Source organism: Paraburkholderia sp. GV068 (genome assembly GCF_003058125.1).
Lineage (GTDB): Bacteria > Pseudomonadota > Gammaproteobacteria > Burkholderiales > Burkholderiaceae > Paraburkholderia > Paraburkholderia graminis.
On sequence record NZ_QBUB01000008.1, the window covers coordinates 1 to 14,917 of the forward strand.

The window sequence follows — 14,917 nt, forward strand, 5'->3', positions numbered from 1 at the left end:
GCTGGCGGTGTGAGCCCGCTTTCTTTGCTTACTTTCTTTGCGGCGGCAAAGAAAGTGAGTGCCGCCCCGCACAGGGGCAACGCCAATAGACCACCGCGAAATCAAGGAAAGGCCAAAGCGAGCCAGTGGACCCACTTATAAGCTACCGGTGTGAGCCCGCTTTCTTTGCTTACTTTCTTTGCGGCGGCAAAGAAAGTGAGTGCCGCCCCGCACAGGGGCAACGCCAATAGACCACCATGAAATCAAGGAAAGGCCAAAGTCCAACAAAAAACCACCAAACCGAAAAGCCCACGGCAACCCAAATCCCATTATCTGACCACTCCAATCACATATTGGAGCTTTCTCAAAAACACCCCTACAATCCAGACCAACAAGCAGACACGTCTGCGACAGCAAAAAAAACCGGAGACAAAGCCCAACCATGCCTAGCCAAATCACCTGGCAGCACCGCCGCGCCCGCAGCATCGCGCGCACTCAAGGCCCCGCTCTCCGGCCCCGCGCTGTAAGCGCAGAAACCACGAAAAGCGAATCGCCATGAACAAAGCGATGCCGAATCACGCCGAGAGCGCTGCCGAAGCCGAACTGACGCCGCGCGCCGACCACACGTCGAGCCCCGCGCCGCGCGCCTTGGCGACCGCCGCGAAAGCGCCACGCCCCCCGGCCACCGCCGCCAAAGCCCCCCGCGCCGCCGCGCAACCCACCATCGTCAACGAAATCGCGTTGCCGAGCACGCTGCTCGACATCACGCCGCAACAGGCCGGCACGCAGACGCTCCTGCGCGGTCTCGCGATTCTCGAGGCGGCCGCCGCCGGCGTGCGCGATCTGCGCACCTTCGGCGCGGCGCTCGGCACGACGCGCAGCACCACGCATCGGCTGGTGAGCAGCCTCGTGCAGGCGCGCTACCTGCGCCAGGTGCAAGGCGGTTATCTGCTCGGCCCCAAGCTGATCGAACTCGGCACCATCGCGCTCGAGCAGATGCCGCTCACCGCGGTCGCTCGTCCGCATCTGGAATCGCTCGCGGAACAGACGCTCGACACGATTCACCTCGGCGTGCGCGACGGCGATGACGTGCTGTACATCGACAAAATCCCCGGCACGCGCGGCCTCGAAATGCGCTCGCGCGTCGGTCACCGGATGCCGCTCGCGTCGACGGGCATCGGCAAGGCCATGATGCTCGACCTCAAGCCCGAGCTCTGGCAGTCGCTGTTCGACGCGTCGCGCCGCGCGCTCGCCAGCGTCACGTTCAAGCCCGATAACCGTCCGGACGCGCAGACCTTCATGCAGCGCATGACGAACTACGCGGCCGGCGGCTACACGTTCGACCTCGAGGAAAACGAAGCGTCGATTCGCTGCGTCGCGGCTCCCGTGCGCGACGCGTCGGGCGCGATCGTCGCGGCGCTGTCGGTGGCGAGCACGATTCCCTATATGTCGCTCGAACGCATGGACGAACTGATTCCGGTCGTGCAGCGCGAAGCGCGCGCGATCTCCGAAGAACTCGGCTGGCGCGCCCCGCAACCCACCACCCGCAGGATCAAGCGATGAAACAGGCGGGTTCTCCCACACCGTCGGACGCGCAACTCGCAGCCGGCGCCGGAGCCGACGCACGAGCCGACGCCGGAGCCGACATACAAGCCGGCACACAAGCCCCCAGTCAAGCAGCGCTGATCGCGCTCGACTGGGGCACGACGTCGCTGCGCGCGTATCTCTACGACGCGGCCGGCAACGTGCTCGCGACGCGCGCATCGACGGCCGGCATCATGAACCTGCCGCGCAGCGCGGAACACGGCGGCTTCGACGCGGCTTTCGAGGACGCCTGCGGCGCCTGGCTCGACGCCGCGCCCGCCACGCCGGTCATCGCGGCGGGCATGGTCGGCAGCGCGCAAGGCTGGGTCGAAGCACCTTACGTCGATGCACCCGCGAACGCGGACGCGCTCGCCGCCGGCATCGTGCGCGTCGAGGCGGCCTGCGGCGCGACGCTGAACATCGTGCCCGGCGTGCTGCAACGCGGCGAGCTGCCCAACGTGATGCGCGGCGAGGAAACGCAAATATTCGGCGCGCTAGGCCAGGATCTGGATAACGCCGATAGCGCCGATAGCGCCGATAGCACCGACACCAGCAAGCGTGCGCTCATCGGCTTGCCCGGTACGCACGCGAAGTGGGCAGTCGTGCAGGCGGGCCGCATCGAACGTTTTCATACGTTCATGACCGGCGAAGTATTCGGCGCGCTGCGCGAACACACCATTCTCGGCCGCACGATGGTCACGCCCGATCGTCCGGATACCGAAGCGTTTTTGCGCGGCGTGAAAATCGCGCGGGACAAGGGCCAGGCGGGCATGCTCGCGACGGTCTTCAGTTCGCGCACGCTCGGGCTCACCGGGCAACTTTCGCGCGAGCAGCAGCCGGACTATCTGTCCGGCTTGCTGATCGGGCATGAACTGGCCGGCCTCGAAGCCGTGCTCGCGCAGCAGCAGAGTTCGCTCGCGGGCCAAAACCTGCGCCTCATCGGTAACGAAGCGCTGTGCGAACGCTATCGCGTCGCGCTCGCGCAGTTCGGCTGCACGCAGGCCGAGCTCGTCAGGCAGGCGACGGAGCGCGGCTTGTGGCGCGTCGCCTCGCAGGCGGGGCTCGTCAAGCCGGCCGCCCACGCGGCGCGCGCCGGTTAAGCGGCCACGCCGTCATCCACGAAACAGGGAAACGACATGCAACCTCACATCAATCTGCCCGCTCCGTACATGCCGCACGCGGGTCTGATCGCGGCGTTCGAGGCATGTCCGCTGATCGCGATCATGCGCGGCGTGACGCCCGCCGATGCGGCCGAACAGGGTCAGGCGCTGTACGAAGCGGGCTTTCGCATCGTCGAAGTGCCGCTGAATTCGCCGCAGCCGTTCGACAGCATCGCCGCGATCCGCAAGGCGCTGCCCGCCGATGCGATCGTCGGTGCGGGCACGGTGCTGCATCCGAGCTTCGTCAAGGACGTGAAGTCGGCCGGCGGCGAACTGATCGTCATGCCGCATAGCGATTCGGAAGTGATCAGCGCCGCGAAAGCGCAAGGCATGGCTTGCTCGCCGGGCGTCGCGACGCCGACCGAGGCGTTCATCGCGCTCAAGCACGGCGCCGACGTACTGAAGATGTTCCCCGCCGAGCAGCTCGGCTGCCAGGTCGTGAAAGCGTGGCGCGCGGTGATCGCGGCGCAGGTGCCGCTGGTGCCCGTCGGCGGCATCACGCCTGACAACATGGGGCCGTTTCTCAGCGCGGGCGCGAATGGCTTCGGGCTCGGTTCGGCGCTGTACAAGCCGGGTCAGAGCGCGGCCGTGACGGCGTCGCACGCGAAGGCGTTCATCAACGGTTTGCGCGTGGCGCGCGCAGGTGCGAAGAAATGACACGGCTCGCCGGCAAAGTCGCTTTGGTGACGGGCGCAGGCCGCGGCATCGGCGCGGCGATCGCGCTTGCGTTTGCACGCGAGGGCGCGGCGGTCGCGCTCGCCGAACTCGACATCGACACGGCGCGGCAGACGGCTTTGCAGATCGCATCTGAAACCGGCGCACGCGTGTTGGCCGTGCATACCGACGTCACGCAATCGGCTTCGGCTCAGCATGCCGTGAGCGAGGCGGAACGCGCGCTCGGACCCGTCGACGTGCTGGTGAACAACGCGGGCATCAACGTGTTTTGTGACCCGCTGACCATGACCGACGACGACTGGCGCCGCTGCTTCGCGGTCGATCTCGACGGTGTCTGGAACGGCTGCCGCGCGGTGCTGCCGGGCATGGTCGAACGCGGCGCGGGCAGCATCGTGAATATCGCGTCGACGCATTCGTTCAAGATCATCGCGGGCTGCTTTCCGTATCCGGTCGCGAAGCATGGCGTGATTGGGCTCACGCGCGCGCTCGGCATCGAATACGCGCCGCGCAACGTGCGTGTGAACGCGATCGCGCCGGGCTACATCGAGACGCAACTGACGCACGACTGGTGGAACGAACAGCCGGACCCGGCCGCCGCGCGACAGGCGACGATCGATTTGCAGCCGATGAAGCGCATCGGCCGCCCGGAAGAAGTGGCGATGACGGCGGTGTTCCTTGCATCGGATGAAGCGCCGTTCATCAACGCCACCTGCATCACCGTGGACGGCGGGCGCTCGGTGCTGTATCACGACTGAGCCGTGAAAGAAGGGCGCAACAGAACAACGCAAAAGAACAACGCAGTAAAAAAGAAAAACGCAGCACCGTTTCACCGGACGACGCGCTGGCCGCGTGTGTCACAACCGGTACAAGAAGACGCGGCCGATACCTTCTCGTTATCAATTAGTCAGGAGACACACAACATGAAACGCAGAATATTCCTCACGCTGGCAGCAGCGGCGGCGGGTGTGCTTTTCAACGCAACCGCCGCTCAAGCCGCCGATCCGGTCAAGATCGGTTTTCTCGTGAAGCAGCCGGAAGAACCGTGGTTCCAGGACGAATGGAAGTTCGCCGAAATGGCCGCCAAGGAAAAGGGCTTCACGCTCGTGAAGATCGGCGCGCCGTCGGGCGAGAAAGTGATGAGCGCGATCGACAACCTGTCGGCGCAAAAGGCACAGGGCTTTGTGATCTGCACGCCTGACGTCAAGCTCGGACCGGGCATCGTCGCCAAAGCGAAGGCCGACGGCCTGAAGATGATGACCGTGGACGACCGTCTCGTCGACGGCGCGGGCAAGCCCATCGCGTCGGTGCCGCACATGGGCATCTCGGCGTACAACATCGGCAAGCAGGTCGGCGACGGCCTCGCAGCCGAAATCAAGAAGCGCGGCTGGGACATGAAGGATGTCGGTGCAATCGACGTCACTTACGAACAGCTGCCGACCGCGCATGACCGCACGAGCGGCGCCACCGACGCGCTGCTCGCCGCCGGCTTCCCGAAGGCCAACGTGATCGCCGCGCCGCAAGCGAAGACCGACACGGAAAACGCGTTCAACGCCGCCAACATCGCGCTCACGAAGAACCCGCAGTTCAAGCACTGGGTGGCTTACGCGCTGAACGACGAAGGCGTGCTCGGCGCGGTGCGCGCAGCGGAAGGCCGCGGCTTCAAGGCGGACAACATGATCGGCATCGGCATCGGCGGTTCGGATTCGGCATTGAACGAGTTCAAGAAGCCGAACCCGACTGGCTTCTTCGGCACGGTCATCATCAGCCCGAAGCGTCACGGCGAGGAAACTTCGGCGCTGATGTACGACTGGATCACGCAAGGCAAGGCACCGCCGCCGCTGACGCTGACGACCGGCATGCTGGCGACGCGTGAGAACGTCGGCGAAGTGCGCGAGAAGATGGGTCTGGCTTCGAAGTAAGCCGCTTTGAAAGCAGTTCGATGAAGTGAATCGCCGGCGCGTCGGTTGAAATACGACGCGCCGGCAATAGCCATAGAACACCAGTAGTCCAGACATGCCGCGCCTTTGCAAAGACTGGAAGGCCGGCAACGCAGGGCAAGGCTGTTCGAATGAAACAGCGAGGAGGCGAAGTGTCAGCGACGCTACGTTTTGACAATATCGGCAAGGTTTTTCCAGGCGTGCGCGCGCTCGACGGTGTGTCCTTCGACGTCAACGTCGGCCAGGTGCACGGCCTGATGGGCGAGAACGGCGCAGGGAAATCGACCCTGCTCAAGATACTCGGCGGTGAATATCAGCCCGACTCGGGCCGCGTGATGATCGACGGCAAGGAAGTGCGCTTTACGAGCGCGGCTTCGTCGATCGCGGCCGGCATAGCGGTGATTCACCAGGAACTGCAATACGTGCCCGACCTCACGGTCGCGGAAAATCTGCTGCTTGGCCAGTTGCCGAATTCGTTCGGCTGGGTCAAGAAGCGCGATGCGAAGCGTTTCGTGCGCGAACGTCTCGAGGCAATGGGCGTCGCGCTCGATCCGGACGCGAAGCTGCGCAAGCTTTCCATCGCGCAACGGCAGATGGTGGAAATCTGCAAGGCGCTGCTGCGCAACGCGCGCGTGATCGCACTCGACGAACCGACGAGTTCGCTCTCGCATCGCGAGACGGAAGTGCTGTTCAAGCTGGTGCGCGATCTGCGCGCCGACAACCGCGCGATGATCTACATCTCGCATCGCATGGACGAGATTTACGAGCTGTGCGACGCATGCACGATCTTCCGCGACGGACGCAAGGTGGCTTCGCATCCGACGCTCGAAGGCGTGTCGCGCGACACCATCGTCAGCGAAATGGTCGGGCGTGAAATTTCGGACATCTACAACTATTCGCCGCGGCCGCTCGGCGAAGTGCGCTTTGCGGCGAAGGCCATTGAAGGTCACGCGCTCTCACAGCCGACCAGCTTCGAAGTGCGGCGCGGCGAGATTGTCGGCTTCTTCGGACTGGTGGGCGCGGGCCGCAGCGAACTGATGCATCTCGTGTACGGCACCGAGCACAAGAAGGGCGGCGAACTGCTGCTCGACGGCAAGCCGATTCGCGTAAAGAGCGCGGGCGAAGCGATCCGTCACGGCATCGTGCTGTGTCCGGAAGACCGCAAGGAAGAAGGCATTGTCGCGATGGCGACCGTGTCGGAGAACATCAACATCAGTTGCAGGCGGCATTACTTGCGCGCGGGCATGTTCCTCGACCGCAAGAAAGAGGCCGAAACCGCGGACCGTTTCATCAAGCTGCTGAAGATCAAGACGCCGAGCCGTCGCCAGAAAATCCGCTTCCTGTCGGGCGGCAATCAGCAGAAGGCGATCCTGTCGCGCTGGTTGGCCGAGCCCGATCTGAAGGTGGTGATTCTCGACGAACCCACGCGCGGCATTGACGTCGGCGCGAAGCACGAGATCTATAACGTGATCTATCAGCTCGCCGAACGCGGCTGCGCGATCGTGATGATCTCGTCGGAATTGCCTGAAGTGCTGGGTGTATCGGACCGCATCGTCGTGATGCGCCAGGGCCGCATTTCCGGCGAGCTCGCGCGCAACGACGCAACGGAACAAGCGGTGTTGAGCCTCGCGTTGCCGCAAAGCTCGACCGCACTGCCAGCAAGCGCCGCTCAACAGGCGGCCTGAACATCATTTGGACGCAAGTCCGCAACCCGTGAGGAACGGGAGGAGTCTTCAAATGCAAGCTAGAGAAAACCTCGCGCAACAGGCCGCCAAGAGCGCCGCCGAAGCGCTGATTCCGCAGGCGAGCGACAAGGCGAAGTGGTGGCAGCAGATCACCGAGTACAGCCTGATCCTGATCTTCGTCGTGATGTTCGTGACGATGTCGCTGACGGTCGATCACTTTTTCTCGATCGAGAACATGCTCGGCCTCGCGCTGTCCATTTCGCAGATCGGCATGGTCGCGTGCACGATGATGTTCTGCCTCGCGTCGCGTGACTTCGACCTGTCGATCGGTTCGACGGTCGCGTTCGCCGGCGTGTTGTGCGCGATGGTATTGAACGCCACCGACAACACGTTTATCGCGATCGTCGCGGCAGTCGCGGCGGGTGCGGTGATCGGTTTCGTCAACGGCGCGGTGATCGCTTATCTGCGCATCAATGCGCTGATTACCACGCTCGCGACGATGGAAATCGTGCGCGGCCTCGGCTTCATCGTGTCGCATGGTCAGGCGGTCGGTGTGTCGTCGGATACGTTCATCGCGCTCGGCGGTCTCAGCTTTTTCGGCGTCTCGCTGCCGATCTGGGTCACGCTGCTGTGCTTCATCGTGTTCGGCGTGATGCTCAATCAGACCGTGTATGGACGTAATACGCTTGCCATCGGCGGCAATCCGGAAGCGTCGCGTCTTGCGGGTATCAACGTCGAACGCACGCGCGTCTACATCTTCCTGATCCAGGGCGCCGTGACCGCGCTCGCCGGTGTGATTCTGGCTTCGCGGATCACCTCCGGTCAGCCGAACGCCGCGCAAGGCTTCGAGCTGAATGTGATCTCGGCGTGCGTGCTCGGCGGCGTGTCGCTGCTCGGCGGACGCGCGACGATTTCGGGCGTCGTGATCGGTGTGCTTATCATGGGCACGGTCGAGAACGTGATGAACCTGATGAACATCGACGCGTTCTATCAGTACCTCGTGCGCGGCGCGATCCTGCTCGCCGCCGTGCTGCTCGACCAGTTGAAGAACCGCGGATCGCGGGATTAATCCACTCGCTCTAAAAGGAATCGAACGATGTCGTCTCCGGCCAACGCAAACGAGCGCCTCGCGAACAACGTATTCGCGCGCTACCCGAGTCTTGTCGACCGCACGGTGCTGATCACGGGCGGCGCGACCGGCATCGGCGCATCGTTCGTCGAGCATTTCGCGGCGCAAGGCGCGCGCGTCGGGTTCTTCGATATCGACGCGACGGCGGGCGAAGCGCTCGCCGACGAACTCGGCGACTCGAAGCACAAGCCGCTGTTCCTGCCGTGCGATCTGACGGACATCGACGCGCTGCAAAAAGCCATCGCCGATGTCAAAGCCGCGCTCGGCCCGATCCAGGTGCTCCTGAACAACGCGGCGAACGACAAGCGTCACACGATCGGCGAAGTCACGCGCGAGTCTTTCGACGCGGGCATCGCGGTGAATATCCGCCATCAGTTCTTCGCGGCGCAGGCGGTGATGGAGGACATGAAGGCGGCGCAGAGCGGCTCGATCATCAACCTCGGTTCGATCAGCTGGATGCTGAAGAACGGCGGCTATCCGGTGTACGTGATGTCGAAATCCGCGGTGCAGGGTTTGACGCGCGGTCTCGCACGCGATCTCGGCCACTTCAACATTCGCGTGAATACGCTCGTGCCGGGCTGGGTGATGACGGAGAAGCAGAAGCGTCTGTGGCTCGACGACGCGGGACGCCGTTCGATCAAGGAAGGCCAGTGCATCGACGCGGAACTCGAGCCCGCCGACCTCGCGCGCATGGCGCTCTTCCTCGCCGCCGACGACAGCCGCATGATCACCGCGCAGGACATCGTCGTGGATGGAGGCTGGGCGTGACGGCGAGCGTGGACGTGCGAGCCTCACACACGCCGCGCGCGGCGCTTCTCGTCGACTGCAAGTGCACGCTGGGCGAGGGCGCGACGTGGTGCGCGACAACCGGCCGCTTCTACTGGACCGACATCGAAGGCGCACGCCTGTGGCGCTACGATCCGCGCGACGGCCGCAGCATGTCGTGGACGATGCCTGAGCGCCTCGCCACCTTCGCGCTGTGCGCCGATCCTCATTACCTGCTGCTCGGCCTCGCGTCGCGGCTTGCGTTCTTCGATCTCGCGACCGGCGAGACGCGCCATATCGTCGATGTCGAGCCTGGTCTGAACACGCGCGTGAACGACGGCCGTTGCGATCGGCAGGGGCGTTTTGTGTTCGGCACGAAAGACGAAGGCTCGCCGTTGCGCGCGATCGGCGGGTTTTACCGGCTCGATCGTGATTTGACGCTGGAGCGCTTGCCGTTGCCCGCGCCCGCCATTTCGAACAGCATCGCGTTCAGTCCCGACGGCGCGACGATGTACTACTGCGATTCGCCGACGCGTGAGATTCGCGCCTGCGACTACCTGGCGGACGGCGGCATCGCCAACGACCGCGTCTTTACGCGCCTCACCGATGCAACCGGCGAGCCGGACGGCTCGACCGTCGATCGCGACGGCGGCTTGTGGAACGCGCAATGGGGCGGCGCGCGCGTCGTGCGCTACGGCGCCGACGGCGTCGAAACGGAGCGCGTCGACGTGCCCACGGTGCAGCCGAGTTGCGTCGCGCTGGGCGGCGCGCAGTTGGGCACGCTGTACATTACGAGCGCGCGCGTCGGTCTGGACGCAGCGGCGCTCGCGGGCGACTCGCGCGCCGGCGGCGTGTTTATCGCGACGCCCGCGCGGCGTGGTTTGCCGGAGCCGGTTTTTGCAGGTGCGCCGGCGTAGGGATGTGCGACGCCGCGTCGCTTGCGACGGGGCGGTGCAGCGGTGCAGAACGTAGACAGCAGCGGCGAGTCCGATGCAAGGTGTCGATGCCGATGTCGCGACATCGCGCATGAACGCCGGCAACGAAGCCGCGCAGCAACCAGAGTTCGGACCAGAGGCGACCGGTTCAAGAAAATCGCCCGACAGCATCCGTCAGCCATGACGGCAACGTGCAAGCCTCTCGAAGGAGCAGATATGACTGTTGCGAACCCTGTTTCCGCCTTTTCCCAGAACGCTCAGAACTCGCCAGGCGCTCAGAGCCGGCGCTCGCGGCTCGCGGCCGCCGCCAATCCGGTGCTGGCGGGGCCGAGCACATCGGCGGTGGCAGTCGGTGAGACTTCGGCCGGCGATGTCGCGTGCGTCACGCTCGCCAATGCGCAATTGCGGCTCGACGTCGCGCCGACGCTCGGCGGCGGCATCACGCGCTTCGACTGGCGCGACGACGGCGCGCTCACGCCGATCTTCCGGCGCTGCCGCCACGTCGCCGCCGACACGCAGCCGAACGAACTCGCCTGTTATCCGCTGCTGCCGTACTCGAACCGTATCGGCGGCGGACATTTCAATGTCGCGGGACGGCGCGTCGACGTGGCGCGCAATTGCGCCGACGAGCCTTTTCCGATTCACGGCGACGGCTGGCAGTCCGCGTGGCAAGTCGCCGACTCGGACCGCGAGTACGTGCGGCTCACGCTCGATCGGCGGGACGGCAAACCGTACGCGTTTCGTGCGGCGCAGACGTATAAGCTCGACGGGCCGTCGCTCGTCATCACGCTCGAAATCGAAAACGCGGGCCGCGAGGCTTTGCCGTTCGGACTCGGCGTGCATCCGTTTTTCGTGCGCGATGCGGACACCGAGCTGTCGGCGGCGGCGGGCGGTCTGTGGCTCGCCGGCGACGACTGGTTGCCGGTCCGTCACGTGCAGGCGCCGCCGGCGTGGCAGTTCGGCGTCGCGTATCCGTTGCCGGAGACCATCGTCAATCATGCGTTCACGGGCTGGAGCGGGCAGGCGGCTGTGGTCTGGCCGAAGCGCCGGCTGTCGCTGAACATTGCCGCCGACACCGATTACTACGTGCTGTACACGCCGCCAGGCGAGGACTTTTTCTGCTTCGAGCCGGTCGATCATCCGATCAACGCGATGAATCTGGCGGGCGGCGCGTGCGAAAACGGCATGACGCTGCTGGGACGCGGCGAGCGGCTCACGAGGAGCTTCCGGTTTACCGTCGAGCGCACCGGTTTGCGTTCGATGCCGGGCGCGCGCGGAACGCGGCGCCGGCAGTAGGGGCGGGCAACCACCGCCGACCCGCCGCGCCGGGCAGGTAAAATACGCGCCTTCCCCGATTACCGGCTCGCCGCGAGACTCACCATGTCCAACTTCATCCAGACACTCAACGACGCCTGGCAGCGCACCAACTCGCTGCTGTGCGTCGGCCTCGATCCCGAGCCGAGCAAATTTCCCGGCGCGCTCGCCGGCCGGCCCGACGCGATCTTCGACTTCTGCCGCGAGATCGTCGACGCGACCGCGCCTTACGCGTCGTCGTTCAAGCCGCAAATCGCCTACTTCGCGGCGCATCGCGCGGAAGACCAGCTTGAGCAGTTGATCGCGCATATTCACGCGCATCATCCGGGCTTGCCGGTGATTCTGGACGCGAAGCGCGGCGACATCGGCAGCACCGCCGAGCAGTACGCGCGCGAAGCGTTCGAGCGCTATCAGGCGGACGCGGTCACGGTCAATCCGTACATGGGTTTCGATTCGATCGAGCCGTACCTTGAGCACGAAGGCAAGGGCGTGATCGTGCTGTGCCGCACGTCGAATGCGGGCGGTTCGGACCTGCAATTTCTGGAGACGGGCGGGCGTCCGCTCTATCAGGTCGTCGCGCAACTGGCGGCGGAGAAGTGGAACGCGAGCGGCCAGCTCGGGCTCGTCGTCGGCGCGACTTTTCCGAAGGAAATCGAAGTGGTGCGCGGGATTGTCGGCGATATGCCGCTCCTGATTCCGGGCATCGGCGCGCAGGGCGGCGACGTTCAGGCGACCGTCGGCGCGGGCCGCACCGCGAACGGCACGGGCATGCTGATCAACTCGTCGCGCGCGATCATCTATGCGGGCAAGGGCGAGGACTTCGCTCAGGCGGCGGCGAAGGCGGCGATGGAAACGCGGGAGCGGATTAACGCGTTTCGGTGAGGGGTGGTTTGGCGGTTTGGCGGGTGTTTCGGTGGTCGACCAGTTGAGTGCTTCGGTGATCGGCTGGTTGGTCGCCTGGTTTATCGCTTGCGTTTGCCGCGTGGGTTTGTCGCTTCCCTAACGGCCCGACGCTAGCCGCTTCCGGCAATCGCAATTCGCGCCAGCCGCGCCACACAGTAGCCGTTTCGCTTCACGCGCCGGCCGTTGGCCCCAGCCGCCCGATAAACGCCGCATGTTGCGGATAGCGCGCTTTCAACGCATCGACATCCGCCAGCTCGAACTCGCTGAACTCGAAACCGGGCGCGACGGTGCAACCAACCAGCGCGAAGCTCGCCGGGTCCGCGCATTCGGCGGCGAACCACAAACCGGCCGGCACCACGGCCTGAAACACCGCGTCGCGGTGAATCAGCGCGTTACCGAGCTTGTGCGTGACCAGCTTGCCGGCTGCGTCGAGTACGTGAACGTTCAGCGGCTCGCCGGCGTAGAAATGCCAGACTTCATCGGATTTGATCCGATGCCAGGCCGAATGCGCGCCGTCGCACAGCAGGTAGTAGATCGCCGTCGACGCCGAGCGCGTCTCCGTCGTTCCGTCCGCCGCGCGGTCCGCGCGGCTCACGCGCTCCGCCGACCGATACGTCTCGCTGAAAAATCCGCCTTCCGGATGCGGCTTCAGATCGAAGCGGCGGATCAATTCGTCTCGGGCTGCATCGGAATCCGGCATTCGTTTCGTCTCCACGCAACTGCAACGGTCAATGTTCGCGCTCGTCGAGCAGCGCGAGCACGCCGCGCAGCGCGTGCGCCGCAGCCTGCACGCGAATCTGCTCGCGGTCGCCCTTGAAAACCTTCGTCTCAACCGATGTATGCAGCCGGTTGCTCCAGCCAAACGACACCATGCCGACCGGCTTGGTCTCCGTGCCGCCGCCCGGACCGGCGACGCCCGTGATCGACAGCGACACCTGCGCGCGGCTGTTGCGCAGCGCGCCTTCGGCCATCGCGCGCGCCACCTGCTCGCTGACCGCGCCATGTTTTTCGATCATGTCCGCGGGCACGCCGATCATTTCGCTCTTCGCCTGGTTCGAGTACGTGACGAAGCCGCGCTCGAACCAGCCGCTGCTGCCGGAAATGTCGGTGATCGCGGTCGCGACCATGCCGCCCGTGCACGATTCGGCGGTGACGAGCATCAGGCGCTCGTCGCGCAGGCGGTTGCTCACGCGGATCGCGAGCTGGTGAACGACGGAATCGGTAGGCATGGCGTCAATCCGGAACGGGGCGCAACGGTTAAACGGACATGCGCCAAAGCGCAATCACGAGCAGCGTGAAGAACGCGGCGACGAGGTCGTCGAACATGATGCCAAAACCGCCTTTCAGCCGGCGATCAAAGTAGCCGATAGGCGGCGGTTTCACCATGTCGAAGAAGCGGAACAGCACGAACGCCCAGAACTGCCCGGTCAGCGTGACCGGCGTGACCATCAGCAGAACCAGCCAGAACGCGACGATTTCGTCCCAAACGACCGGCGACGGGTCGTCGGTGCCGAGCCTCTTCGCGGTAAAACCGCAAATCGCAATGCCGCCGACAAAGCCGACGCCGATCAGCACACCCCATTCGATTACCGTCAGATAGCGGCTGAAGACGGCAAAAGACGCCCACGCGAAGAGCGTGCCGATCGTCCCAGGCGCGAACGGCGACAAGCCGCTGCCGAAACCGAGCGACAGAATATGCAGAGGATGCGACAACATGAAGCGCGCGGTCGCGCGGCGCGGCTGCGGGCGTTGCGGCTTGGGAGGCTGGCCGCCGACGAACTCGTCGGCGGGCCGAAGCGGGGGATCAGTCTGCATGAAAGTGGTCGAAGCCTTGCAACGTCAGGGTGAGCGGCGCGCCGGCGGCGTCGCGCCAGTCGATCGCGGGGCGATCCGCCGCCGATCGAAGAGCGCTTATTGTACCGATGCGGGTGACCGGCACGCCCGCCTTATGCCCGGCGTTTTCCACCGCGCCGCGCGCGGCGGGCGGCGCGGTGAAGCAGAGTTCGTAGTCGTCGCCGCCTGCCAGCGTGCAGCGCCGCTGCGTATCCAGCGGTAGCTTGCGCAGCGCGGCCGAACGCGGGACGGCGTCGGCGTCGACGGTGGCGCGCAGCTTCGAGCGATCCAGAATGTGCTTGAGGTCGCCCGCGAGGCCGTCCGATACGTCCAACGCGGCGCGCGCGACGCCGCGCAATGCGAGACCGAGCGCGATGCGCGGCTCCGGGCGTTCGAGCGCGCGGCGGAAGCTTGTGGCGTCGGCCGCATCCGCCTGCCACTCGCCGCGCTGGATGCCGAGGCCGGCGCGCGCATCGCCGAGCGTGCCGGACACCCAGATGTCGTCGCCGGCTTGTGCGGCGTCGCGTCGCAGGGCCGCTCGCGGCGGCACGCTGCCGAACACGGTGATGCACAGGTTCAGCGGCCCGCCGGTCGTATCTCCGCCGATCAGCGCGCAACCGTGCCGTTCGGCGAGCGCGAACAGGCCTTCGCTGAAGGCGGCGAGCCACGCCTCGTCGGCTTTGGGCAGCGAGAAGGCGAGCGTAAACGCCTGCGGTTGGGCACCCATCGCGGCAAGGTCTGACAGATTCACGGCGAGCGCCTTGTGGCCGAGCGCCTCGGGATCGACATCGGCGAAGAAATGGCGGCCTTCCACCAGCATGTCCGTCGATATCGCCAGCATTTCGCCGGCGCGCGGCGCGAGCAGCGCGCAGTCGTCGCCGATGCCGAGCGAGCCGTCCGCGGCAGCCGACGGCTGGCCCGCCGCGCGGCGGGCAAAGAAACGTTCGATCAGCGAAAACTCTGAGAGCATTGTGAGGAAAAGTGCAGGCACCACTGGCTTTCGCTACGTTTCGGTCGC

The 14,917-nt window shown here is 65.3% G+C and carries 15 protein-coding genes; 11 read left to right on the plus strand and 4 right to left on the minus strand.

Annotated features, from left to right (window positions below):
• Nucleotides 1–534 precede the first annotated feature (534 nt).
• The 11 genes from C8K18_RS17300 (at nt 535) to pyrF (ending at nt 12,045) form a co-directional block, all read left to right on the plus strand.
• Entirely contained in the window at nt 535–1,542 is a 1,008-nt protein-coding gene (locus C8K18_RS17300) for an IclR family transcriptional regulator (protein ID WP_107708536.1), read from the plus strand.
• Entirely contained in the window at nt 1,539–2,663 is a 1,125-nt protein-coding gene (locus C8K18_RS17305; RefSeq protein ID WP_107708538.1) for a 2-dehydro-3-deoxygalactonokinase, read from the plus strand. The genes C8K18_RS17300 and C8K18_RS17305 overlap by 4 nt, the downstream gene beginning before the upstream one ends.
• 36 nt (nt 2,664–2,699) lie before the next feature.
• The gene (locus C8K18_RS17310; RefSeq protein ID WP_006051871.1) at nt 2,700–3,380 is read left to right on the plus strand and encodes a 2-dehydro-3-deoxy-6-phosphogalactonate aldolase; all 681 of its coding nucleotides are present in this window, start codon (nt 2,700–2,702) and stop codon (nt 3,378–3,380) included.
• Nucleotides 3,377–4,153 carry an SDR family oxidoreductase gene (locus C8K18_RS17315; protein ID WP_107708540.1) on the plus strand — a complete coding sequence of 259 codons (777 nt, stop codon included), beginning with the start codon at nt 3,377–3,379 and terminating at the stop codon, nt 4,151–4,153. Before C8K18_RS17310 ends, C8K18_RS17315 begins: the two co-directional genes overlap by 4 nt.
• A gap of 165 nt (nt 4,154–4,318) precedes the next feature.
• On the plus strand, nt 4,319–5,317 hold the full coding sequence (locus C8K18_RS17320) for an arabinose ABC transporter substrate-binding protein (protein ID WP_006051873.1): 999 nt from the start codon (nt 4,319–4,321) through the stop codon (nt 5,315–5,317).
• Between the two features lie 170 nt (nt 5,318–5,487).
• Nucleotides 5,488–7,020 (plus strand): L-arabinose ABC transporter ATP-binding protein AraG, encoded by a 1,533-nt coding sequence (gene araG / locus C8K18_RS17325; protein ID WP_006051874.1) that lies wholly within the window; start codon nt 5,488–5,490, stop codon nt 7,018–7,020.
• Between the two features lie 52 nt (nt 7,021–7,072).
• On the plus strand, nt 7,073–8,089 hold the full coding sequence (gene araH, locus C8K18_RS17330; protein WP_053858746.1) for an L-arabinose ABC transporter permease AraH: 1,017 nt from the start codon (nt 7,073–7,075) through the stop codon (nt 8,087–8,089).
• A gap of 27 nt (nt 8,090–8,116) precedes the next feature.
• Nucleotides 8,117–8,917 carry an SDR family NAD(P)-dependent oxidoreductase gene (locus tag C8K18_RS17335; protein WP_107708542.1) on the plus strand — a complete coding sequence of 267 codons (801 nt, stop codon included), beginning with the start codon at nt 8,117–8,119 and terminating at the stop codon, nt 8,915–8,917.
• Nucleotides 8,914–9,831 carry an SMP-30/gluconolactonase/LRE family protein gene (locus tag C8K18_RS17340; protein WP_181324921.1) on the plus strand — a complete coding sequence of 306 codons (918 nt, stop codon included), beginning with the start codon at nt 8,914–8,916 and terminating at the stop codon, nt 9,829–9,831. Before C8K18_RS17335 ends, C8K18_RS17340 begins: the two co-directional genes overlap by 4 nt.
• Before the next feature lie 234 nt (nt 9,832–10,065).
• Complete coding sequence (locus tag C8K18_RS17345; protein ID WP_006051878.1) at nt 10,066–11,145, plus strand: aldose 1-epimerase; 1,080 nt, start codon at nt 10,066–10,068, stop codon at nt 11,143–11,145.
• Between the two features lie 84 nt (nt 11,146–11,229).
• Nucleotides 11,230–12,045, plus strand: coding sequence for an orotidine-5'-phosphate decarboxylase (gene pyrF / locus C8K18_RS17350; protein WP_006051879.1), 816 nt, complete (start codon nt 11,230–11,232; stop codon nt 12,043–12,045).
• A gap of 190 nt (nt 12,046–12,235) precedes the next feature.
• Here the strand turns inward: pyrF and C8K18_RS17355 are convergent, their stop codons facing one another.
• Genes C8K18_RS17355 through thiL form a run of 4 tightly spaced genes read right to left on the minus strand, consistent with a single transcriptional unit; the run spans nt 12,236 to nt 14,869 of the window.
• Nucleotides 12,236–12,766 (minus strand): cupin domain-containing protein, encoded by a 531-nt coding sequence (locus C8K18_RS17355; RefSeq protein WP_053858742.1) that lies wholly within the window; start codon nt 12,764–12,766, stop codon nt 12,236–12,238.
• A gap of 28 nt (nt 12,767–12,794) precedes the next feature.
• Nucleotides 12,795–13,295 (minus strand): CinA family protein, encoded by a 501-nt coding sequence (locus tag C8K18_RS17360; RefSeq protein ID WP_107708544.1) that lies wholly within the window; start codon nt 13,293–13,295, stop codon nt 12,795–12,797.
• A 28-nt stretch (nt 13,296–13,323) separates the two neighbouring features.
• Entirely contained in the window at nt 13,324–13,881 is a 558-nt protein-coding gene (locus C8K18_RS17365; RefSeq protein ID WP_006051882.1) for a phosphatidylglycerophosphatase A, read from the minus strand.
• Nucleotides 13,871–14,869: a thiamine-phosphate kinase gene (gene thiL, locus C8K18_RS17370; RefSeq protein WP_107708546.1), complete on the minus strand. Its 999-nt coding sequence runs from the start codon at nt 14,867–14,869 to the stop codon at nt 13,871–13,873. Before thiL ends, C8K18_RS17365 begins: the two co-directional genes overlap by 11 nt.
• Nucleotides 14,870–14,917 lie beyond the last annotated feature (48 nt).